Source organism: Herbaspirillum sp. NPDC101396, assembly GCF_044767365.1.
In the GTDB taxonomy this organism is placed as follows: domain Bacteria; phylum Pseudomonadota; class Gammaproteobacteria; order Burkholderiales; family Burkholderiaceae_D; genus Herbaspirillum.
In genome coordinates, this window is record NZ_JBIWNT010000001.1 from 41,423 (window position 1) to 61,840 (window position 20,418).

The following is a 20,418-nucleotide window of genomic DNA, read 5'->3' on the forward strand; positions in this document are numbered from 1 at the left end:
AAATGGCAAACAATAATATTGGATCAAAGCGCCTCGTCGTGGGCGCTCATTACGGCATGCGCGACTGGCTGGCGCAACGCGCCACCGCCGTCGTCATGGCGTTGTACACCGTCGTTCTGCTGGTGTGCTTCCTGACTTCCAGCGGTTTTTCTTACGACGGCTGGGCGGCGATGTTCTCGCATCAGTGGTTCAAGATGGCGACGTTCGCAGCCTTCATGGCCTTGTTCTACCACGCCTGGATTGGCGTGCGTGATATCTGGATGGATTACGTCAAGCCGGTCGCTGTGCGCCTGGTCTTGCAAGTTGCCACGATCCTGTGGCTGGTTGTGTGCGCCGGATGGGCGGCACAGATTTTGTGGAGAGTGTAATCGTGGCAGCTATCAAATCCACAATTCCTACACGCCGCTTTGATGCGGTTATTGTCGGCGCCGGCGGATCCGGCATGCGCGCTTCGTTGCAACTGGCTGAAGCCGGTCTGAACGTCGCGGTTCTGTCCAAAGTTTTCCCGACCCGCTCGCACACGGTCGCTGCCCAAGGCGGCATCGGTGCATCGCTGGGCAATATGTCGGAAGACAACTGGTACTGGCACATGTTCGACACCGTCAAGGGTTCGGACTACCTGGGTGACCAGGACGCCATCGAATTCATGTGCCGCGAAGCACCGAAGGCCGTCTACGAGCTGGAGCACTTCGGCATGCCGTTCGACCGCAATGCCGATGGCACCATTTATCAGCGTCCGTTCGGCGGTCACTCGGCCAACTTCGGTGAAAAACCGGTGGCGCGCGCCTGTGCTGCAGCCGACCGTACCGGTCACGCGTTGTTGCACACGCTGTATCAGCGCAACGTCCGCGCCAAGACGCACTTCTTCGTTGAATGGATGGCGATCGATCTGATTCGCGACAACGAAGGCGACGTGATCGGCGTGGTTGCACTGGAAATGGAAACCGGCGAAATCATGATGCTGCACGCCAAGACCACGCTGTTTGCAACCGGCGGCGCAGGCCGTATCTGGGCTGCATCCACCAACGCCTTCATCAATACCGGCGACGGCATGGGTATGGCGGCGCGCGCAGGCCTGCCTTTGCAAGACATGGAATTCTGGCAGTTCCACCCGACTGGCGTGGCCGGTGCGGGCGTGCTGATTACAGAAGGCGTGCGCGGCGAAGGCGGCATCCTGATCAACAGCAATGGCGAACGTTTCATGGAGCGCTATGCGCCGACGCTGAAGGATCTGGCACCGCGCGACTTCGTTTCGCGTTCGATGGACCAGGAAATCAAGGAAGGCCGTGGTGTCGGTCAGCACAAGGATCACGTCCTGCTGGATCTGCGTCACATCGGCGCCGACACGATTCAAAAGCGTCTGCCGTCGATTCTGGAAATCGCGCACAAGTTTGCCAACGTTGATGCGACCAAGGAACCGATTCCTGTCGTGCCGACCATTCACTATCAGATGGGCGGTATTCCGACCAACGTGTATGGCCAGGTCGTTGCGCCGAAGAATGGTTCGTACAAGGAAGTGGTGCAGGGCATGTACGCCATCGGCGAATGCGCCTGCGTATCGGTACACGGCGCCAACCGTCTGGGTACTAACTCGCTGCTGGATCTGGTGGTGTTCGGCCGTGCCGCCGGCAATCACATCGTTGAAAGCCGCCTGCAGGATCGCAGCCACAAGCCTATTCCATCGGATGCAACCGATCGCGTCATGGAACGTGTCGCACGTCTGGAAACCAGCACCGGTTCCGAGCGCGTGCAGGACGTTGCCAACGCAATCCGCGCCACGATGCAGCACTACTGTGGCGTGTTCCGTACCGACGAATTGCTGAACGAAGGCCGTGCCAAGATCATGGAGCTGGATGAGCGTCGCAAGCACGTCTCGTTCAAGGACAAGTCCAAGGTCTTCAACACTGCACGCGTCGAAGCGCTTGAGCTGGACAATCTGATTGAAACAGCCAAGGCAACCATTACTTCCGCAGCAGCCCGCAAAGAATCGCGTGGTGCGCACGCTCACCGCGACTATGAAAAGCGCGATGACGTCGAATGGCTGAAGCATACGCTGTGGTTTTCCGAGGGGAATCGTCTCGACTACAAGCCAGTCAACATGCAACCGTTGACGGTCGAGACATTTAAACCTAAAGCACGTACTTTCTAAAAGGTCAGAACATGACACGTACTCTGAAATTCAAGATCTACCGCTACGATCCGGACAAGGACGAAAAGCCGTACATGCAAGACCTGACCGTCGAGCTGAAGCCAACCGACAAGATGCTGCTGGACGCTCTGCAACGCATCAAGTCCGACGTTGACGATTCGCTGGCGCTGCGCCGTTCGTGCCGTGAAGGCGTGTGCGGTTCCGACGCGATGAACATCAACGGCAAGAATGGTCTGGCCTGCACCACCAACCTGAACGAACTGAGCGAGCCTATCGTTCTGAAGCCGCTGCCAGGTTTGCCGGTGATTCGCGACCTGATCGTCGACATGACCAACTTCTTCAAGCAATACGACTCGATCAAGCCTTACCTGATCAACGACAGCATTCCTCCTGAAAAAGAGCGTCTGCAATCGCCTGAACAGCGTGAAGAACTGGACGGCGTGTATGAGTGCATCCTGTGCGCATGCTGCTCGACATCGTGCCCGTCGTTCTGGTGGAATCCGGACAAGTTCGTTGGTCCTGCCGGCCTGCTGCAGGCTTACCGTTTCATCGCGGACAGCCGCGACGAAGCGACCGGCCAGCGCCTGGACGATCTGGAAGATCCGTATCGCCTGTTCCGTTGCCGTTCCATCATGAACTGCGTTGATGTCTGCCCGAAGGGTCTGAACCCGAACGCGGCCATCGGCAAGATCAAGGAACTGATGGTTCGTCGCGCCGTATAAGCAGTTTGCAGCAAGCGGGCGGGAGGCGACTCCCGCCCGTGGTTTTATCCATGTTTCATGAATGTTTCACCAATGATTGCCTTCCGCGCCGGTTTGCCAGTGTGGCCGGAAGAATGACATCAGCACCGATTAAGAAGTGATTTGAATCCATGTCCCAAAGCCATCAAGACGATCCCGCCAAACGTGCACGCTTGCGTTGGCGCGCCCGTCGCGGATTGCTGGAAAACGATCTCATCCTGACGCGTTTTCTCGACGCGCATGAAGAGAGCATGACCGACGACGAAGTCGATGCGTTTTCCCGGCTGATGGATCTTGGCGACAACGACCTGATGGACTTGCTCCTTGTGCGCAAGGAGCCTGAAGCGGCCGTGGACTTGCCCCAGGTCCACGCCTTGCTCAAAAAATTGCGTAACGCCTGAACGTTCCACGGCGTTCTGGCAAGATTGGTTCAAAAGCGGCCGGCGTTGTATTAGAGGCTGTTGCAAAGTGAAGTTGGCGGTATCCTGCGTCGTGCATTAACGACGGGCGCAAATGCTGAGTTCCTTTTGCAACAGGCTCTAAAGCGGTTGATTTGCGATTTTTGATTAACGATTCATCATCACAGCTGAAGGAAGAACTATGCCCACCTCAGATATCAAAGCGACCCTGTCGTTCTCGGATGGCACGCCATCCCTGGATTTTCCCGTCTACAAGGGCACCATTGGTCCGGATGTCATCGACATCCGCAAACTGTACGGCGCCACCGGCAAGTTCACTTATGACCCGGGCTTCATGTCGACAGCGGCATGTAATTCGTCGATCACTTACATCGATGGAGACAAGGGCGAGCTGCTATACCGCGGTTATCCGATCGAGCAACTGGCGGTCAACTGCGACTTCCTAGAAACTTGCTACCTGCTGCTGCACGGCGAACTGCCGACTGCAACGCAAAAGGAAGAGTTCGTCGAAACAGTGACCCAGCACACCATGGTTCACGAGCAAATGAATTTCTTCTTCCGCGGTTTCCGTCGCGATGCTCACCCGATGGCCGTGCTGACCGGTTCGGTCGGCGCCTTGTCGGCGTTCTACCATGACTCGCTGGATATCAGCAATCCGGTGCACCGCGACGTTTCCGCGATCCGCATGATCGCCAAGCTGCCGACGCTGGTCGCCATGGCGTACAAGTACAACATCGGTCAACCGTTCGTGTATCCACGCAACGACCTGTCGTACAGCGCCAACTTCATGCGCATGATGTTCGCGAATCCGTGCGAAGAGTACAAGGTCAACGAAGTGCTGGTGCGCGCGCTGGACCGCATCCTGATCCTGCACGCAGACCACGAGCAAAACGCATCGACATCGACCGTTCGTCTGGCCGGTTCGTCGGGCGCGAATCCGTTCGCATGTATCGCAGCCGGCATCGCCTGCCTGTGGGGTCCTGCTCACGGCGGCGCCAACGAAGCTGCATTGACCATGCTGGAAGGCATCGGTTCGGTCGACAACATCCCTGAGTTCATCAAGCAAGTGAAGGACAAGAATTCCGGCGTCAAGCTGATGGGCTTCGGTCACCGCGTCTACAAGAACTACGACCCACGCGCCAAGCTGATGCGTGAAACCTGCTACGAAGTCCTGAATGAACTGGGCCTGCACGATGACCCATTGTTCAAGCTGGCCATGGAGCTGGAAAAGATCGCGCTGGAAGACGACTACTTCGTGTCGCGCAAGCTGTACCCGAACGTCGACTTCTACTCCGGTATCGTTCAGCGCGCGCTGGGCATTCCGACATCGATGTTCACCTGCATCTTTGCAATGGCGCGTACCGTGGGCTGGATTGCTCAATGGAACGAAATGATCTCCGATCCGGAACAAAAGATCGGTCGTCCGCGCCAATTGTTCGTCGGCTCCGCGAAACGCGACGTTTCGCCCATCGACAAGCGCGGCTGATAGCGCTTTGGTGGCCGTCCGGCAAGGCCGGTCATCAAGCTGTCATGATCTCGTTGCGGCTTCTTGCGTAAAGCGGAAGGCTTGCCTTCCGCCAGCGCAACAAATGGCACAAATAAAAAAGCGAATCTCAAGGATTCGCTTTTTTATTGGAAATAAGGATATATAATTCTGCCTATGCTGGCTGGATAACTCAAAAAGTTCAGGTAGACATGGTCCTTCCCCACAACTTGATGTGCAATCCGCTAACCGGTCAGGCCGTGTCGCGGAAGGTTAGATTAACCCGCTAATCTCGCGAAACGCGAAGAAAGGTGAGCCAGATATGACTCAGCTCTACGAGCAATATAATCTCAACTCCTACCTCTTTGGTGGGAATGCGCCGTACTTGGAAGAACTGTACGAGGCGTACCTCAATAACCCCGGATCCGTGCCAGACAATTGGCGTGCCTATTTCGACGCGGTGCAACATGTGCCTGCAGTTGATGGCTCCAATCGTCCTGACGTCGCCCATGCACCGGTGATCGCTTCGTTCGCCGAGCGCGCCAAGCAAGGTCCGATCCGCACCGTGGTCGCTTCGGCTGATACCGAAATGGGCCGCAAGCGCGTCGCTGCAACCCAACTGATCGCCGGTTACCGCGACCTGGGTTCCCGCTTCGCCAACCTGGATCCGCTGCAACGCCAGGAACGCCCAAGCATCCCTGAACTCGAGCCGACTTTCTACGGCTTCAGCGATTCCGACATGGACATCGTGTTCAACATCAGCAACACCTATTTCGGCGGTGAAACCGCATCGCTGCGCGACCTGCTGCAATCGCTGCGCGATACCTACTGCCGTTCGATCGGCGCCGAATTCACCTATATCAGCGATCCGGCTGAAGTACGCTGGATCCAGGAACGCCTGGAACCGACTCGCGCGCTGCCGCAGTTCTCGGCTGAAAAGAAAAAGCACATCCTCGACCGCCTGACCGCGGCCGAAGGCCTGGAGCGCTACCTCCACACGAAGTACGTCGGCCAGAAGCGTTTCTCGCTGGAAGGCGGCGAAAGCTTCATCGCGTCCTTGGATGAAACCATCCAGCGCGCAGGTGAAAAGGGCGTGCAGGAAATCGTTATCGGCATGGCCCACCGCGGCCGTCTGAACGTGCTGGTCAACATCCTGGGCAAGACGCCTCAGGAACTGTTCTCGGAGTTCGAAGGCCATCACGCCGACGACCTGCCGGCCGGCGACGTCAAGTACCACCAAGGCTTCTCTTCCGACATCAGCACCCCGGGCGGCCCGGTCCACCTGTCGCTGGCGTTCAACCCGTCCCACCTGGAAATCGTCAACCCTGTGGTTGAAGGTTCGGTCAAGGCGCGTATGGATCGCCGCGGCGACAAGGACGGCTCGCAAGTGCTGCCGATTCTGGTCCACGGCGATGCAGCTTTCGCCGGCCAGGGCGTCGTGATGGAAACGCTGAATCTGGCGCAGACGCGCGGCTACGGCACCGGCGGTACCGTGCATATCGTGATCAACAACCAGATCGGTTTCACCACGTCGGATCCACGTGACTCCCGTTCGACGCTGTACTGCTCGGACGTGGTCAAGATGATCGAAGCGCCTGTGCTGCACGTCAACGGCGACGATCCTGAAGCCGTCGTGTTCGCGACGCAAATCGCGGTCGACTACCGCATGCAGTTCAAGAAGGACATCGTTGTCGACATCATCTGCTTCCGCAAGCTGGGTCACAACGAGCAAGATACACCGGCGCTGACACAGCCGCTGATGTACAAAAAGATCGCGCAACATCCGGGCACACGCAAGCTGTATGCTGAAAAGCTGGCTGCGCAAGGCACTATCCCTGCCGATGGCGGCGACGTCATGGTCAAGGCTTTCCGCGATGCGATGGACAGCGGCAAGCACACTGTCGATCCGGTCATCACCAACTTCAAGAGCAAGTACGCCGTCGACTGGCTGCCGTTCCTGAACCGTAAGTGGACCGACGCTGCCGACACCGCAGTCCCGCTGGCGGAACTGAAGCGCCTGGCGACACGCATCACCACCATCCCAGAAGGCTTCAAGGCGCACGCGCTGGTCGAGAAGGTCATCAACGACCGTGCTGCAATGGGTCGTGGCGATCTGAACCTGGACTGGGGCATGGGCGAACATCTGGCCTACGCTTCGCTGGTCGCATCCGGCTACGCCATTCGCCTGACCGGTCAGGATGCCGGCCGTGGTACCTTCGTCCACCGTCACGCCGTTCTGCATGATCAAAACCGTGAACGTTGGGATGCAGGCACCTACATTCCTCTGCAAAACGTCGCAGAAAACCAGGCGCCATACACCGTGATCGACTCGGTTCTGTCCGAAGAAGCGGTGCTGGGCTTTGAATACGGTTACTCGACAGCCGAGCCGAATACACTGACCATCTGGGAAGCCCAGTTCGGCGACTTCGCCAATGGCGCGCAAGTCGTGATGGACCAATTCATCAGCTCCGGTGAAGTGAAGTGGGGCCGCGCTTCGGGCCTGGTGCAAATGCTGCCGCACGGCTACGAAGGCCAGGGTCCTGAGCACTCATCCGCGCGTCTCGAGCGTTACCTGCAACTGTGTGCCGACAACAACATGCAAGTTGTTCAGCCGACCACCGCCGCGCAGATTTTCCACTTGCTGCGTCGTCAGATGATCCGCTTGTTCCGCAAGCCGCTGATCATCCTCACGCCGAAGTCGCTGTTGCGTAACAAGGATGCCGGTTCGCCGCTGTCCGACCTGGCCAAGGGTTCGTTCCAGACTGTCATTCCGGAACTGGACGACAAGCTCGACGCCAAGAAGGTCAAGCGCATCATCGCTTGCTCGGGCAAGGTCTACTACGATCTGGTCAACGCACGCAAGGAACGCGGTCAGACCGACACGGCAATCATCCGCGTCGAACAACTGTACCCGTTCCCGCACAAGGCCTTCGCCGCTGCGCTCAAGCAATTCCCGAACTTCCAGGAATTGGTCTGGACGCAAGACGAGCCGCAGAACCAGGGCGCATGGCTGCAAATCCAGCACAACATCTTTGAAAATCTGACTGACGGTCAAAAGCTTGCTTACGCAGGTCGTCCAGCCAGCGCATCTCCAGCGGTCGGTTACTACGACAAGCACTATGCGCAACAAAAGGCGCTGATCGACACCGCGTTTTCGAAGCTCAAGGGCTTTGTCCTGACTAAGTAATCAGATCTTGCACGGCGCGCATTGCGAGGGCGATGCGCGCTGATGTTTTATTGAATAACCCGAATCGGAGAAGTTACATGGCACAAATCGAAGTAAAAGTCCCGCAATTATCAGAATCCGTTGCAGAAGCCACGCTGCTGCAATGGCATAAAAAAGTGGGCGAAGCCGTCGCACGCGACGAAAACCTGATCGACGTCGAAACCGACAAGGTCGTGCTGGAATTGCCGGCGCCGGAAGCCGGCGTCATCACCCAGATCATCAAGGCCGACGGTTCGACCGTGGTCGCCGGTGAAGTCATCGCGATCCTGGACACCGACGCGTCCGCGCAAGTGAGCCCGCTGGAAGTCAAGGCTGCTCCTGCACCGCAAAACACCAATGAACCGACACCGGTCGCAGCGCCTGAACTGCTGAACAAGTCTGACGTCGCCATGCCTGCCGCCGCCAAGATCCTGGCCGACAACAACCTGTCGACATCGCAAGTGTCGGGCACAGGCAAGGATGGTCGCGTCACCAAGGGCGACGTGCTGGCTTCCCTGGCAACACCGAAGGCCGCTGCTCCTGCAGCAGCTGCCGCCAAGCCGGCGCTGCAACAAGTTTCTGCCCCAGGCAAGCCAAGCCTGGAAAACCGTCCGGAAGAGCGCGTGCCGATGAGCCGTCTGCGCGCACGCGTGGCCGAGCGTCTGCTGCAATCGCAAGCAACCAACGCCATCCTGACCACGTTCAACGAAATCAACATGCAACCTGTCTTGGACCTGCGTTCCAAGTACAAGGACAAGTTCGAAAAAGAACATGGCGTCAAGCTGGGCTTCATGTCCTTCTTCGTCAAGGCAGTGGTCCACGCACTGAAGAAGTACCCGATCGTCAATGCATCGGTTGACGGCAACGACATCGTCTACCACGGTTACTTCGACATCGGCGTTGCAGTCGGTTCGCCACGCGGTCTGGTGGTTCCGGTCCTGCGCGACGCGGATCAACTGTCGATCGCCGACATCGAAAAGAAGATCGGCGAATTCGGTCAGAAGGCCAAGGACGGCAAGCTGTCGATCGAAGAAATGACCGGCGGCACCTTCACCGTGTCCAACGGCGGCACCTTCGGTTCGATGCTGTCGACACCGATCATCAACCCGCCACAATCGGCGATTCTGGGCATTCACGCCACCAAGGATCGCGCCGTGGTTGAAAACGGTCAGATCGTGATTCGTCCGATGAACTACTTTGCACTGTCCTACGACCACCGCATCATCGACGGCCGCGAAGCCGTCCTGAGCCTGGTCGCCATCAAGGAAGCACTGGAAGACCCAGCACGCCTGTTGTTGGATCTCTAATCATCAGGACCTGAAAAAGGCGCAGGGAAGACAGAGAAACCGGATCATCGTCCCTCTGTTGTCTCGGCGCCTTTTTTCTCTTTTGCATTCGTGCCGGACTGTGAGCAGTCTGCGCACATTCAAAAACGCACTAGGATAAAACTATGAGCAAGAATTTTGACGTGGTCGTCATCGGCGGCGGCCCTGGCGGCTACATCGCTGCAATCCGCGCAGCACAACTGGGCTTCAACACCGCCTGCATCGACGAATGGAAAAACGAAAAGGGCGGTCCTGCACCAGGCGGCACCTGCACCAACGTTGGTTGCATCCCATCGAAGGCGCTGCTGCAATCGTCCGAGCACTATGAGCATGCCGGTCATGCGTTCAAGGATCACGGTATCGACGTCAAGGGCCTGAGCCTGAACCTGCCGCAAATGCTGGGTCGCAAGAACACCGTCGTCAAGCAGAACAACGACGGCATCCTGTACCTGTTCAAGAAGAACAAGGTCACCTTCTTCCACGGTCGCGGCAGCTTCGTCAAGGGCGACGCCAACGGCTACGAAATCAAGGTGGCCGGCGCCACTGAAGAATCCATCACCGCCAAGCAAGTCATCGTCGCCACCGGTTCCAATGCACGTGCATTGCCGGGCGCTCCATTTGACGAAGAACTGATCCTGTCGAACACCGGCGCACTGGCCATCACCGAAGTGCCGAAGAAGCTGGGCGTCATCGGCGCCGGCGTCATCGGTCTGGAAATGGGCTCGGTCTGGCGTCGTCTGGGTGCGGAAGTCACCGTGCTGGAAGCGCTGCCGACTTTCCTCGGCGCAGTCGATGAACAGATCGCCAAGGAAGCGCAAAAGCTGCTGGCCAAGCAAGGCCTGACAGTGAGCCTGGGCGTCAAGATCGGCGACATCAAAGCGGGCAAGAAGGACGTCAGCGTCGACTACACAGACGACAAGGGCAATGCGCAAAAGGCCGTGTTCGACAAGCTGATCATCTCGATCGGCCGCACCCCGAACACCACCGGCCTGAATGCTGAAGCCATCGGCCTGAAGCTCGACGAACGCGGCTTCATCGCCGTCGACGGCGACTGCAAGACCAACCTGCCGAATGTGTGGGCAGTGGGCGACGTGGTACGCGGCCCGATGCTGGCGCACAAGGCCGAAGAAGAGGGCGTTGCCGTTGCCGAGCGTATCGCCGGTCAACACGGTCACGTCAACTTCAATACCATCCCTTGGGTCATCTACACCTCGCCGGAAATCGCATGGGTCGGCAAGACCGAACAGCAACTGAAGGCCGACGGCATTGCGTACAAGGCCGGCACCTTCCCGTTCCTGGCCAATGGCCGCGCACGTGCGCTGGGCGATACCTCAGGTATGGTCAAGTTCCTGGCGGATGCCAAGACTGACGAAATCCTCGGCGTCCACATCGTCGGTCCGATGGCTTCGGAACTGATTTCCGAAGCCGTGGTGGCGATGGAATTCCGTGCTTCCGCCGAAGACATCGCACGCATCTGCCACGCTCACCCATCGTTGTCCGAAGCAACGAAGGAAGCCGCACTGGCAGTCGACAAGCGCGCGCTGAACTTCTGATGAAACGAGTTTGCCATTACCGGTAAACTCCGATCATCTCCGATGGGCGAGCCTGGCTCGCCCATTTTGTTTTAGGCTGCAGTATTTAGGCTGCAATGAATCGTCCGTCTCCGGCATCCGGAGGCAGCGCAATAAAATAAAGATCAACCATGGATGTCCGCGAATTCTACGATCATGCGCTAAGCGAGCGTGGCTTCAAATCCGACGAGGCGCAGCAGCGTGCTATCGATCGCCTGCAGCGTGCCTATGAAGAATGGGTGGCGTTCAAATCGCAACGCTCCAGCACCTTCAAGCGCCTGATCAATCGTCCTGACGTACCGCGTGGCGTGTACATGTGGGGGGGGGTGGGACGTGGTAAATCCTTCCTGATGGACAGCTTCTATTCGGTGGTGCCGGTGGTGCGCAAGACGCGCGTCCACTTCCACGAATTCATGCGCGACGTGCATCGCCAGCTGGACGAGCTGAAGGGCATCGCCAATCCGCTTGACGAGGTCGCCAAGCGCATCGCCAAGAAATACCGCCTGATCTGCTTCGATGAATTCCACGTTTCCGACATCGCCGATGCGATGATTCTGTACAACCTGCTCGGCGGCCTGTTCGATAACGGCGTGTCCTTCGTCATGACCTCGAATTACAAGCCGGACACGCTGTATCCGGACGGCCTGCATCGCGACCGCATGCTACCGACCATCCAGCTGCTCAACAGCAAACTCGACGTCATGAACATCGATGCCGGCGTCGACTATCGCAAGCGTGCGCTGGAACAGGTCAGGATTTATCACACGCCGCTCAATGCCGCCACCGACAGCGAGTTGCGCGAGGCGTTTGCCGCCGTTGCCGAAACCGCCGACGAAGATACGCGCGTGCATATCGAGGCGCGAGAAATCCGCGCCTTGCGGCGCGCCGGCAGCGCCATCTGGTTTGATTTCGCCACCTTGTGCGGCGGCCCGCGTTCGCAGAACGACTATCTTGAAATCGCCAGCCGCTTCCAGACCGTGATCCTGTCGGGCATTCCGCGCATGTCGGCAGCGATGTCGTCGGAAGCGCGCCGCTTCACCTGGCTCATCGACGTGTTCTATGACCACAAGGTCAAGCTCATCATGTCGGCCGAAGTCGAGCCGGAAGAACTCTATACGGAAGGCATGCTGGCAAATGAATTTCACCGTACGGTTTCACGTATCATTGAGATGCAATCGCGCGAGTACATGGATTCCGAACGCCGTCTTGCTGCGGACAAGCTTGCCTGATTATGGATAAGGGTTACATGCAATCATTTCTTCAAAAAAACTGCCGCGCTCCGGCCGCCATGCTGATGTTGGCCGTCGCCGGACTGACGCTGCCGTCGGTTGTGGCCGCTGAGCCTGCGCCTTACGGGACGCCCGGCAAGCCGGCGTTCAACGAACGCTATCCGTCGGGTTCGATCCGTTCGACCGATGAAGCCGACGAGATCCTGGCGGACGCCGATAAGGAACGCCTCATCATCGAGGACCAGTACATCGCCGAACAGCGCGACTGCTACAAGAAGTTTTTCGTGGCGATTTGCCTGGACGGCGCCAAGGAGCGCAATCGCGTCGCCGGCAAGCAGGTGCGTGATGTCGAAGTCGAAGCCAACGCATACAAGCGCCAGGCCAAGGCCGATGATCGCGACAAGTCGCTGGCCGAGCAGCGCGTCAAGGACGAACAGGACTCGGCGCGTCGTGCCGCTGATCAGAAGGACCGCGACGCCGCTGCCGCGCGCAAGGTGCAGGAGAGCGCCGCCAAGCAGCAGCAAGTCAAGGAACGCGAGCAGCAGAGCGCAGGCAAGGAAGATGCGCGCGTGAAGGCGCATGAGGCGCAGCTTCAGCAGAAACAAGCTGCTGACGCCGCCAAGGCGCCGCAACGCGAGGCCAATGAAAAGGCCTACCAGGAAAAGGTCAAGGCGGCCGAAGTGCACCGCAAGGAAGTTGAGGCCAACAAGGCTCAGAAGGACCGCGAGCGTGCTGCCAAGCAACAGCAGGCGCCTGCCTCCGGACCAAGCGTCGCGGATCCGAATCAACCCAAGTAGTCCGGCTGCGGCCGCTTGCTTTGCAGTGAGTGTCGCGGTCAACAACGATTGTTGACCTGCGGCAGGTGGATTACACTGTATGCAGTTCTTTTTTGGTAGCGGTGGCGCGCAATCCTCAATCTGCGACCCCTGCAACCTCCAGCCGTTTTTGCTACAGAAGCCGACATGACAATGACGCACCGCGAAGATATACAGCGCCGTATTATCGAACTGGAAGTAGAGCACCGCGATCTCGACGCCGTGATCGACCTGCTTTCACGCGAAGTGCGTCATGAGGAATTACAATTGCGTCGTTTGAAGAAGCGCAAGCTGCAATTGAAGGACCATATCATGTTGCTTAAAATGCAATTGATCCCCGATATTCCGGCCTGAATCCGACGCGCATTTCGCAATTTTTGGCCGATTTCATTCGCAGCCCCCATTTCCGTTGTCATGACCTTGCCGCGACGGCAACGTCGTTGGCGACAGCATGGCGGCCGACATTTTTCGGTTCAGGTTTAACCTCTTTACAGGCATGAGTCAGTGAGTTCCATCGAAGATACCGCCGCATCCGTCCCGCAAGGTATCCATGATGCCGAGGTTGAGCGCCTGTTCGGCGCCGACGGTCCGCTGGGCGGGCAGGTCGGCAGCTATCGTCCGCGCCACGCCCAGACCGAAATGGCGAAGGCCATCGCTGAAGCGATTGCCGGCCAGAGCACCCTGATCGCCGAGGCCGGCACCGGCACCGGCAAGACCTTCGCGTACCTGGTTCCGGCGCTGCTGTGGGGCGGCAAGGTGATCGTCTCCACCGGCACCAAGAACTTGCAGGACCAGCTTTACCTGCGTGACATCCCGACGGTGCGCAAGGCCTTGAGCGCGCCCGTCTCGGTGGCGCTGCTGAAGGGGCGTTCCAACTACGTTTGCCATTTCCATCTCGAGCGTACGTTGCAGAACGGCCGCATGACTTCGCGCGACGATGTCGGCTACCTGCGCGAGATTTCGCGCTTCATGAAGACCACTTCCTCGGGCGACAAGGCCGAATTGTCCAAGGTGCCGGAAAACGCGCTGATCTGGAACCTTGTGACGTCCACCCGCGACACCTGCTTCGGCGCCGAATGCCAGTACTACCAGGACTGCTTCGTCATGAAGGCGCGCAAGGAAGCGCAGCAGGCCGACGTCGTCGTGGTCAATCACCATCTGTTCTTCGCCGACGTTGCACTCAAGGACACCGGCGTGGCCGAGTTGCTGCCGACCGCGAATACCGTGATTTTCGACGAGGCGCATCAGTTGCCGGAAACCGCGACCATGTTCTTCGGCGACACCGTGTCGACCTCGCAGATACTGGAACTGTGCCGCGACGTGCTGGCCGAAGGCCTGTCGCATGCGCGTGACGGCGCCGACTGGGCCAAGGTGGTGGCGCCGGTCGAGAAGGCGGCGCGCGACCTGCGGCTGGCTTTCCCGGAAGACATCGTGCGCCTGGCGGTCAACCAGATCGCTCCGTCCAGCGTGTTCTTCCCGGCGCTGGAAACCTTGCGCGACAACATGGACGACATGACCGCCGTGCTGGAAAAACAAGCCGAGCGCGCTGAAACGATCGAGCAATGCCGGACCCGTGCAATTGAATTGTCGTACCAGCTTGAAAAATGGAACGGTGCGCAAGACAAGGCCGCCGGCGAAGATGGACAGACCTACGTGTTGTGGGTAGAGGCATTCACCTCTTCACTGCAATTGCATCGTACGCCGCTGTCGATCGCACCAATTTTCAACAAGCAGCGCGAAGGCGTGCCGCGCACGTGGATCTTCACCTCGGCGACGCTGGCGGTAAAAAACGATTTCCATCACTACACCTCGCAGATGGGGCTATGGGACGAGCCGGCAAAATCCTGGCCGAGCCCGTTCGATTATGAACAGCAGGGCTTGCTCTATGTGCCGAACAACCTGCCGCAGCCGAATTCCTACGAATACACCGACGCCGTGATTGACGCCGCGCTGCCGGCCATCATCGCCGCCGGCGGCCGCACTTTCCTGCTGTGCACCACGATCCGTGCGGTCAATCGCGCCGCAGAGCGCCTGCGTGAAGAGTTCGAACAGCGCGGCCTGCCGTTTCCACTGATGGTGCAGGGCGAAGCCGGCCGTACCGAATTGCTGGATCGTTTCCGCGCTTCCGGCAACGGCGTGCTGATCGGCAGCCAAAGTTTCTGGGAAGGCGTCGACGTGCGCGGCGATGCCTTGTCTCTGGTGATCATCGACAAGTTGCCATTTTCCCCGCCTGACGATCCGGTACTGGCGGCACGTATCGCCGAGCTGGAAAAGAAGGGCCTCAACGGCTTCGTGCATCATCAATTGCCGGCGGCGATCATCAACCTGAAGCAGGGCGCCGGTCGCCTGATCCGCGACGAGACTGATCGCGGCGTGCTGATGATCTGCGATCCGCGGCTGATCTCCAAGGGTTACGGCCGCCGTATCTGGCAAAGCCTGCCGCCGTTCAAGCGCACCCGTGAAATCGGCATGGTGGAAGATTTCTTTGCACGTCGTGCTGCCATGGCTGCGGCAGCCGAGGAAAACTGAGAATGGCAGGGCTGCGCTCGTCATCCGCCTCGACTGCGCTGGTGCCAGTGCGCGCCAGCGAACTGGTCGTCGGGCAACCATCACCTTGGCCCATCTATAACGACATGGGTGATCTGCTGCTGGCGCGCGGCAGCATGATTGATACTCAAGGCCAGCTGGATGGGCTGCTGGAACACGGGTTATTCCGCAATGAAAAATGGGGCGACGAGCCGGACACCGATTCGGTGCCGTTGCCGAAGTCGCTCGATGTCCTGCAGAAGCGCCGCCGCTCCAAAGGACTGCGTCCACCGGCGCCGAGCCGCGGGCAGGAGAGCATTGTCGGCATGGATGAGGTGCGCTGGCAGATCGGCGATGCCGTCACGCTGCAGCTCAAGGAAGCACCCGAGCTGCGTTACAACATCAGTCTGATCGGCAGCCTGGCGGGCAAGAGCGTGCTGGTGTCGGCGCCGGTCAAGGACGGCAAGTACATTCATTTGCGCGACGGCCAGATCGTGATCGTGCGCGCCTTGTCAGGCCGACGCGCCTACGCCTTTGCAACCAGCGTGCTCAAGTATCAGAACCTGCCTTATCCCTACCTGCATCTGGCCTGCCCGCGCGAAGTGCGCTGCACCGTGATCCGCCAGGACGCGCGCGTGGAAGTCGACCTGGATGCCTTCCTGACCATTGGCACGGCGCCGCCGGCAAAGATCAGCCTGCTGGATATCAGCGTCGGCGGCGTATCCGGCATCGGCACCTTTCTTGGCAGCGGCAAGGATGCCAGCGGTCGTTTGCGCTTCATCGTCAATGTCGCCGGCGAAGAGCGCGGGCTGGATCTTGATGTGGTGTTGCGAATGGTGGAGGCCGACGCTGATCCTCACTACGCCAAATACGGTCTGGAATTCGTCGACGTGTCGGCGCGCGACCGTGTCATCCTGTCGGCGTTCGTCTATCAGACCGCCAGCGAAACGGACTGACGTCGTGCCTGCAAAGCAGGTTTCTCTGCAAGGCTGGAGATGCTGCTTTTTTGCGTCGAACGGTCGCATTTCTCCCTGAATTGAGCCGGGCGCTTCGGGTAAAATGGCGGGATGAAAATTCTCATCAGCAACGACGACGGTTACCTTGCTCCAGGCCTCATTGCGCTGGCTGACGCCTTGTCCGCCATCGCCGAAATCACCGTGGTCGCGCCCGGCAGCAACCGCTCCGGCAGCTCCAATTCGCTGACGCTGGACCGGCCGTTATGGGTTGAGCGCGCCGGCAATGGTTTTTATTACCTTAACGGCACGCCGTCCGACTGCGTGCACGTCGCGCTGACCGGTTTGCTGCCGGATCGTCCCGACCTGATCGTCTCCGGCATCAATCAGGGCCAGAACATGGGCGACGACACCTTGTATTCCGGCACGGTTGCCGCAGCGACCGAAGGTTTCCTGTTTGGCATCCCGGCCATCGCGTTTTCGCAATTGCACAAAGGCTGGGAACATCTGGATAGCGCCGCACGCATCGCCCGCGAAGTGATTGAGCGCCAGTTCGACGCCATCGCTAAACCGTATCTGCTGAACGTCAACATTCCCAACCTGCCGTATGCCGAACTCAAGTCCTGCGTAGCGACGCGACTGGGCAAGCGCCATATGTCGGAGCCGGTCTACAAAATGCGTGATCCGCACGGCAAGGACATTTACTGGATCGGCCCGCCCGGTGGCGTCAAGGATGCCGGTGAGGGCACCGACTTCCATGCGACCGCGAACGGCCACGTGTCGATCACACCGTTGCAGATCGACCTGACGCACACCAGTCAGTTGGCCGACCTGAAGAAAGCGCTCGTATGACCGGCAAACCTAGCCGCTTCCCGCTGTCCTTGTCTTCCGTGGTGGAGAAGAAGGGCAAGACCGCCTCTGGCGCACCTGCGCGCACCGTGGTGACGCCGCAAACGGCAACGCGCAATGCCGCACTGGACTCTGGTCGCCTGGCTGCGAAGGCGCAGGCGGCGCGTGCTGCGCAGCAGCCGACGCCAGCTTCGCAAGCCGGCAAGCCTGCTGCAACGCCAGTCTCGCGCACGGCATTGCCGACGCCGATTGCCACGTCCAATCGCTCGGCGCCGCTGGTGTCCGAAGCGGTCCGCAAGGCCATGGTGGCGCGCGTGGCAAAGCAGGGCGTCAGCGATCAAAAGGTATTGGCGGCGATGGAGGCAGTGCCGCGCCACATGTTCATGGAGCCGGGCCTGTCGAGTCAGGCCTATATCGATGCCTCGTTGCCGATTGGACATCACCAGACCATTTCACAGCCGTATATCGTGGCGCGCATGATCGAGATCATGCGCGACAATAATAAGGGCAAGGTGCTCGATCGCGTGCTGGAAATCGGCACCGGTTGCGGCTACCAGGCGGCCGTTCTTTCGCTGGTCGCGAAAGAGGTATTCTCGATCGAGCGCATCAAGCCTCTGCACGAACTGGCCAAAACCAATTTGCGGCCGCTGCGTATCGCCAACATCCGCTTGCATTACGGAGATGGTATGCTAGGCCTGCCGCAGGTGGCGCCGTTCGACGGCATCATTCTGGCGGCGGCCGGACTGGAAGTGCCGCAGGCGCTGCTGGAACAGCTGGCGATCGGCGGGCGCCTGGTGGCGCCGGTCGGGGGGCGTCAGCAGATGTTGCAGCTCATCGAACGTATTAGTAAATTCGAGTGGACCAGCGAAACCCTGGAAGAATGCCATTTTGTGCCGCTGCGTCCGGGCACGGTGTAACAAGAAATAAAACAAGCTATTCAGAATACGGCGGCGAGCGGTTTTTTGCCTCGCCGATCCCGATGAACTTCTCGCGCAGGACGCGGGTCAACGTTATCGTTGTACAAAATTTAATGTAATGAGCATGAAAAATAATCGTCTGGTCTGGTTGGGGATTGTCGTGAGTCTGCTGGCAGGGTGTACTACCACTCCGCGCACTGCAGCTCCTGTGGTGGAACGTACGACCAGCTCGGCCAAGCCGGCGGTAGACCCCACCAAGATCGCAGCAGCGGCACCGGCGCGCCCTGAGGGAAAAGGCTATTACACGGTGAAGAAGGGCGATACGCTGTATCGCATCGCGCTGGAATCGGGGCAGAGCTATCGCGACATCGTGGCCTGGAACAATCTGACCAACGCGAACGACATCAAGGTTGATCAGGTGCTGCGCGTCTTGCCGCCTGACGGCGTTCAAACCGGCGCCGTGGTTGCTCCGGCGGCAGGCGCATCGGGTATTGAGGTCCGTCCATTGGGTGCGTCGCCTTCTGCCGGTGCTGCGCCTGCAGCGGCTGGTACAGGCGCCGGTGCCAACAAGACGGGTCCGCGCGGCGACAAGCGCGCCTATTCGGACAGCACGCTGGCCGAGCTCGAGAAGCCGGACGCCGCGCCGTCGACTGCGTCGACGGCTCCGGCAGCAGCGCCTGCTATCGCTTCTACTGCCCAAACTCCGGCCAAGGCCGATGTTGCGCATCCGGCCGAGAAGCCGGCTGCTGCTGCGGCGGCTGGTGACGACGAAGCCGTATCATGGATGTGGCCCGCCGAAGGCAAGGTTGTCGGGACTTTCGACGGTGGCAAGAAGGGTGTCGATATCGCCGGCAAGAGCGGCCAGCCGGTCATGGCGGCGGGTGCCGGGAAGGTCATGTATGCCGGCGCCGGCATCCGTGGTTACGGTAACCTCGTGATCGTCAAGCATTCCAATAATCTCTTGTCGGCTTATGCGCACAACAAGACGATACTGGTGAAGGAAGGGCAAGCTGTAACCAAGGGACAGAAGATTGCCGAGATGGGAAATTCGGATAGCGACAGCGTCAAGTTGCACTTCGAGATTCGCCAGCAGGGCAAGCCTGTCGATCCGTCGAAATACCTGCCGCCACGTTAGCGTATGAGCCCAAGCCCTCGCGATCACCTGCCAGATGATGAGTCCCGATCGGACGATCCGGTCGAGCCGTTGGAAGCAGTCGACGATCTGGAAGTCATTGACGAGGGTGAAGAGGCTGATGCCGAGGGCGAAGCAGAAGTCGTCGTCGTTGCCGAGGGCGTAGAAGAGCTCAAGAAGGTGCTGGCAGCCGAGCTGTCCACCGACACCACCCAGCACTACCTCAACCAGATCGGCACCCGGCCGCTGCTGACCGCGCCGGAAGAGCTGTATTTCGCCACGCTGGCAAAGCAGGGCGATTTCGCTTCGCGCCAGAAGATGATCGAGCATAACCTGCGCCTGGTCGTGTCGATCGCCAAACACTACATCAACCGCGGCGTTGCCTTGCTCGACCTGATCGAAGAGGGCAATCTCGGCCTCATGCGCGCTATCGACAAGTTCGAGCCTGAACGCGGATTCCGTTTCTCGACCTACGCCACCTGGTGGATTCGCCAGAGTATCGAACGCGCCATCATGAACCAGGCACGCACGGTGCGGCTGCCGGTGCACATGGTGCGCGAGCTGAATCAGATCCTGCGGGCGAAATACCATCTGGAAGCACAGCATCACGATGGCCGCGACGCTACTGCCGAAGACATTGCCCATCTGGTCGATCGCCCGGTCGAAGACGTACAGGACGTGCTGGCACTGTCCGAACATGCGGCTTCGCTGGACACGCCACTCGACAACGATCCGCAGGCCAGCCTGATCGACCTGTTGCCGGGCTCGCTCGACGAGAGTCCCGACACCAAGGCCGAATACCACGAAGTATCAATACTGATCCGCGACTGGCTTAAAAATTTGCCTGACAAGCAACGAATCGTCATTACCCGGCGCTTCGGCCTCGACAACGACGATCCCTCCACGCTGGAACAACTCGCTTCGGAGATGGGCATCACCCGTGAACGCGTGCGCCAGGTTCAGCAAGAAGCCCTTATCAAGCTCAAACGCAGCCTGCTGGCCCGTGGCGTTGGCAAGGACGCGCTGTTTTAGCTTCCCTCCGCCGACGGTATCGCCGACAATAGCGTTTTTGGTCTTTTGGCCGCGACGGCGGTCGCATCTATTT

17 protein-coding genes are annotated in these 20,418 nt (G+C 59.2%); all 17 read left to right on the plus strand.

The window, feature by feature from the left end; genetic code table 11:
- Nucleotides 1-2 precede the first annotated feature (2 nt).
- The 17 genes from sdhD (at nucleotide 3) to rpoS (ending at nucleotide 20,345) form a co-directional block, all read left to right on the plus strand.
- Nucleotides 3-368, plus strand: coding sequence for a succinate dehydrogenase, hydrophobic membrane anchor protein (sdhD, locus tag ACIROY_RS00215; protein WP_029363159.1), 366 nt, complete (start codon nucleotides 3-5; stop codon nucleotides 366-368).
- A 2-nt stretch (nucleotides 369-370) separates the two neighbouring features.
- Nucleotides 371-2,149 carry a succinate dehydrogenase flavoprotein subunit gene (gene sdhA, locus ACIROY_RS00220; RefSeq protein ID WP_402272328.1) on the plus strand — a complete coding sequence of 593 codons (1,779 nt, stop codon included), beginning with the start codon at nucleotides 371-373 and terminating at the stop codon, nucleotides 2,147-2,149.
- A gap of 11 nt (nucleotides 2,150-2,160) precedes the next feature.
- The gene (locus ACIROY_RS00225; RefSeq protein WP_016833000.1) at nucleotides 2,161-2,871 is read left to right on the plus strand and encodes a succinate dehydrogenase iron-sulfur subunit; all 711 of its coding nucleotides are present in this window, start codon (nucleotides 2,161-2,163) and stop codon (nucleotides 2,869-2,871) included.
- Nucleotides 2,872-3,020: 149 nt separating this feature from the next.
- Nucleotides 3,021-3,290 (plus strand): succinate dehydrogenase assembly factor 2, encoded by a 270-nt coding sequence (locus ACIROY_RS00230; RefSeq protein ID WP_402272325.1) that lies wholly within the window; start codon nucleotides 3,021-3,023, stop codon nucleotides 3,288-3,290.
- A 199-nt stretch (nucleotides 3,291-3,489) separates the two neighbouring features.
- Entirely contained in the window at nucleotides 3,490-4,794 is a 1,305-nt protein-coding gene (gltA, locus tag ACIROY_RS00235) for a citrate synthase (protein ID WP_116435633.1), read from the plus strand.
- A gap of 319 nt (nucleotides 4,795-5,113) precedes the next feature.
- Nucleotides 5,114-7,978 carry a 2-oxoglutarate dehydrogenase E1 component gene (locus ACIROY_RS00240; RefSeq protein ID WP_265213028.1) on the plus strand — a complete coding sequence of 955 codons (2,865 nt, stop codon included), beginning with the start codon at nucleotides 5,114-5,116 and terminating at the stop codon, nucleotides 7,976-7,978.
- A 77-nt stretch (nucleotides 7,979-8,055) separates the two neighbouring features.
- Nucleotides 8,056-9,303, plus strand: a complete 1,248-nt coding sequence (gene odhB / locus ACIROY_RS00245; protein WP_402338856.1) for a 2-oxoglutarate dehydrogenase complex dihydrolipoyllysine-residue succinyltransferase — start codon at nucleotides 8,056-8,058, stop codon at nucleotides 9,301-9,303.
- A gap of 143 nt (nucleotides 9,304-9,446) precedes the next feature.
- Complete coding sequence (gene lpdA, locus ACIROY_RS00250; protein ID WP_402272320.1) at nucleotides 9,447-10,874, plus strand: dihydrolipoyl dehydrogenase; 1,428 nt, start codon at nucleotides 9,447-9,449, stop codon at nucleotides 10,872-10,874.
- Nucleotides 10,875-11,023: 149 nt separating this feature from the next.
- On the plus strand, nucleotides 11,024-12,121 hold the full coding sequence (zapE, locus tag ACIROY_RS00255) for a cell division protein ZapE (RefSeq protein ID WP_402338858.1): 1,098 nt from the start codon (nucleotides 11,024-11,026) through the stop codon (nucleotides 12,119-12,121).
- A gap of 17 nt (nucleotides 12,122-12,138) precedes the next feature.
- Nucleotides 12,139-12,918 carry a hypothetical protein gene (locus ACIROY_RS00260; RefSeq protein ID WP_402338860.1) on the plus strand — a complete coding sequence of 260 codons (780 nt, stop codon included), beginning with the start codon at nucleotides 12,139-12,141 and terminating at the stop codon, nucleotides 12,916-12,918.
- Between the two features lie 165 nt (nucleotides 12,919-13,083).
- A complete protein-coding gene (locus tag ACIROY_RS00265; RefSeq protein WP_081768826.1) occupies nucleotides 13,084-13,290 on the plus strand; it encodes a YdcH family protein in 207 nt (68 codons plus the stop codon).
- Between the two features lie 150 nt (nucleotides 13,291-13,440).
- Nucleotides 13,441-15,465, plus strand: a complete 2,025-nt coding sequence (locus ACIROY_RS00270; RefSeq protein WP_402272313.1) for an ATP-dependent DNA helicase — start codon at nucleotides 13,441-13,443, stop codon at nucleotides 15,463-15,465.
- 2 nt (nucleotides 15,466-15,467) lie between these two features.
- Nucleotides 15,468-16,418, plus strand: coding sequence for a flagellar brake protein (locus ACIROY_RS00275; RefSeq protein ID WP_402338862.1), 951 nt, complete (start codon nucleotides 15,468-15,470; stop codon nucleotides 16,416-16,418).
- Nucleotides 16,419-16,529: 111 nt separating this feature from the next.
- Complete coding sequence (gene surE / locus ACIROY_RS00280) at nucleotides 16,530-17,267, plus strand: 5'/3'-nucleotidase SurE (RefSeq protein WP_402338864.1); 738 nt, start codon at nucleotides 16,530-16,532, stop codon at nucleotides 17,265-17,267.
- The gene (locus ACIROY_RS00285) at nucleotides 17,264-18,181 is read left to right on the plus strand and encodes a protein-L-isoaspartate(D-aspartate) O-methyltransferase (protein ID WP_402272307.1); all 918 of its coding nucleotides are present in this window, start codon (nucleotides 17,264-17,266) and stop codon (nucleotides 18,179-18,181) included. The genes surE and ACIROY_RS00285 overlap by 4 nt, the downstream gene beginning before the upstream one ends.
- A gap of 124 nt (nucleotides 18,182-18,305) precedes the next feature.
- On the plus strand, nucleotides 18,306-19,316 hold the full coding sequence (locus tag ACIROY_RS00290) for a peptidoglycan DD-metalloendopeptidase family protein (protein ID WP_402338865.1): 1,011 nt from the start codon (nucleotides 18,306-18,308) through the stop codon (nucleotides 19,314-19,316).
- 3 nt (nucleotides 19,317-19,319) lie between these two features.
- Nucleotides 19,320-20,345, plus strand: a complete 1,026-nt coding sequence (rpoS, locus tag ACIROY_RS00295) for an RNA polymerase sigma factor RpoS (protein WP_402272303.1) — start codon at nucleotides 19,320-19,322, stop codon at nucleotides 20,343-20,345.
- The last annotated feature ends 73 nt before the right edge of the window (nucleotides 20,346-20,418 follow it).

What these genes read in the sequence shown, in the direction of transcription:
- ACIROY_RS00230 (WP_402272325.1), top strand. Translation starts at nt 3,021, where the DNA reads ATGTCCCAAAGCCATCAAGACGATCCCGCCAAACGTGCACGCTTGCGT.
- surE (WP_402338864.1), top strand. Translation starts at nt 16,530, where the DNA reads ATGAAAATTCTCATCAGCAACGACGACGGTTACCTTGCTCCAGGCCTC.
- odhB (WP_402338856.1), top strand. Translation starts at nt 8,056, where the DNA reads ATGGCACAAATCGAAGTAAAAGTCCCGCAATTATCAGAATCCGTTGCA.
- lpdA (WP_402272320.1), top strand. Translation starts at nt 9,447, where the DNA reads ATGAGCAAGAATTTTGACGTGGTCGTCATCGGCGGCGGCCCTGGCGGC.
- ACIROY_RS00290 (WP_402338865.1), top strand. Translation starts at nt 18,306, where the DNA reads ATGAAAAATAATCGTCTGGTCTGGTTGGGGATTGTCGTGAGTCTGCTG.
- ACIROY_RS00225 (WP_016833000.1), top strand. Translation starts at nt 2,161, where the DNA reads ATGACACGTACTCTGAAATTCAAGATCTACCGCTACGATCCGGACAAG.
- gltA (WP_116435633.1), top strand. Translation starts at nt 3,490, where the DNA reads ATGCCCACCTCAGATATCAAAGCGACCCTGTCGTTCTCGGATGGCACG.
- sdhD (WP_029363159.1), top strand. Translation starts at nt 3, where the DNA reads ATGGCAAACAATAATATTGGATCAAAGCGCCTCGTCGTGGGCGCTCAT.
- ACIROY_RS00285 (WP_402272307.1), top strand. Translation starts at nt 17,264, where the DNA reads ATGACCGGCAAACCTAGCCGCTTCCCGCTGTCCTTGTCTTCCGTGGTG.
- ACIROY_RS00265 (WP_081768826.1), top strand. Translation starts at nt 13,084, where the DNA reads ATGACAATGACGCACCGCGAAGATATACAGCGCCGTATTATCGAACTG.
- ACIROY_RS00240 (WP_265213028.1), top strand. Translation starts at nt 5,114, where the DNA reads ATGACTCAGCTCTACGAGCAATATAATCTCAACTCCTACCTCTTTGGT.
- ACIROY_RS00260 (WP_402338860.1), top strand. Translation starts at nt 12,139, where the DNA reads ATGCAATCATTTCTTCAAAAAAACTGCCGCGCTCCGGCCGCCATGCTG.
- ACIROY_RS00275 (WP_402338862.1), top strand. Translation starts at nt 15,468, where the DNA reads ATGGCAGGGCTGCGCTCGTCATCCGCCTCGACTGCGCTGGTGCCAGTG.
- rpoS (WP_402272303.1), top strand. Translation starts at nt 19,320, where the DNA reads ATGAGCCCAAGCCCTCGCGATCACCTGCCAGATGATGAGTCCCGATCG.
- zapE (WP_402338858.1), top strand. Translation starts at nt 11,024, where the DNA reads ATGGATGTCCGCGAATTCTACGATCATGCGCTAAGCGAGCGTGGCTTC.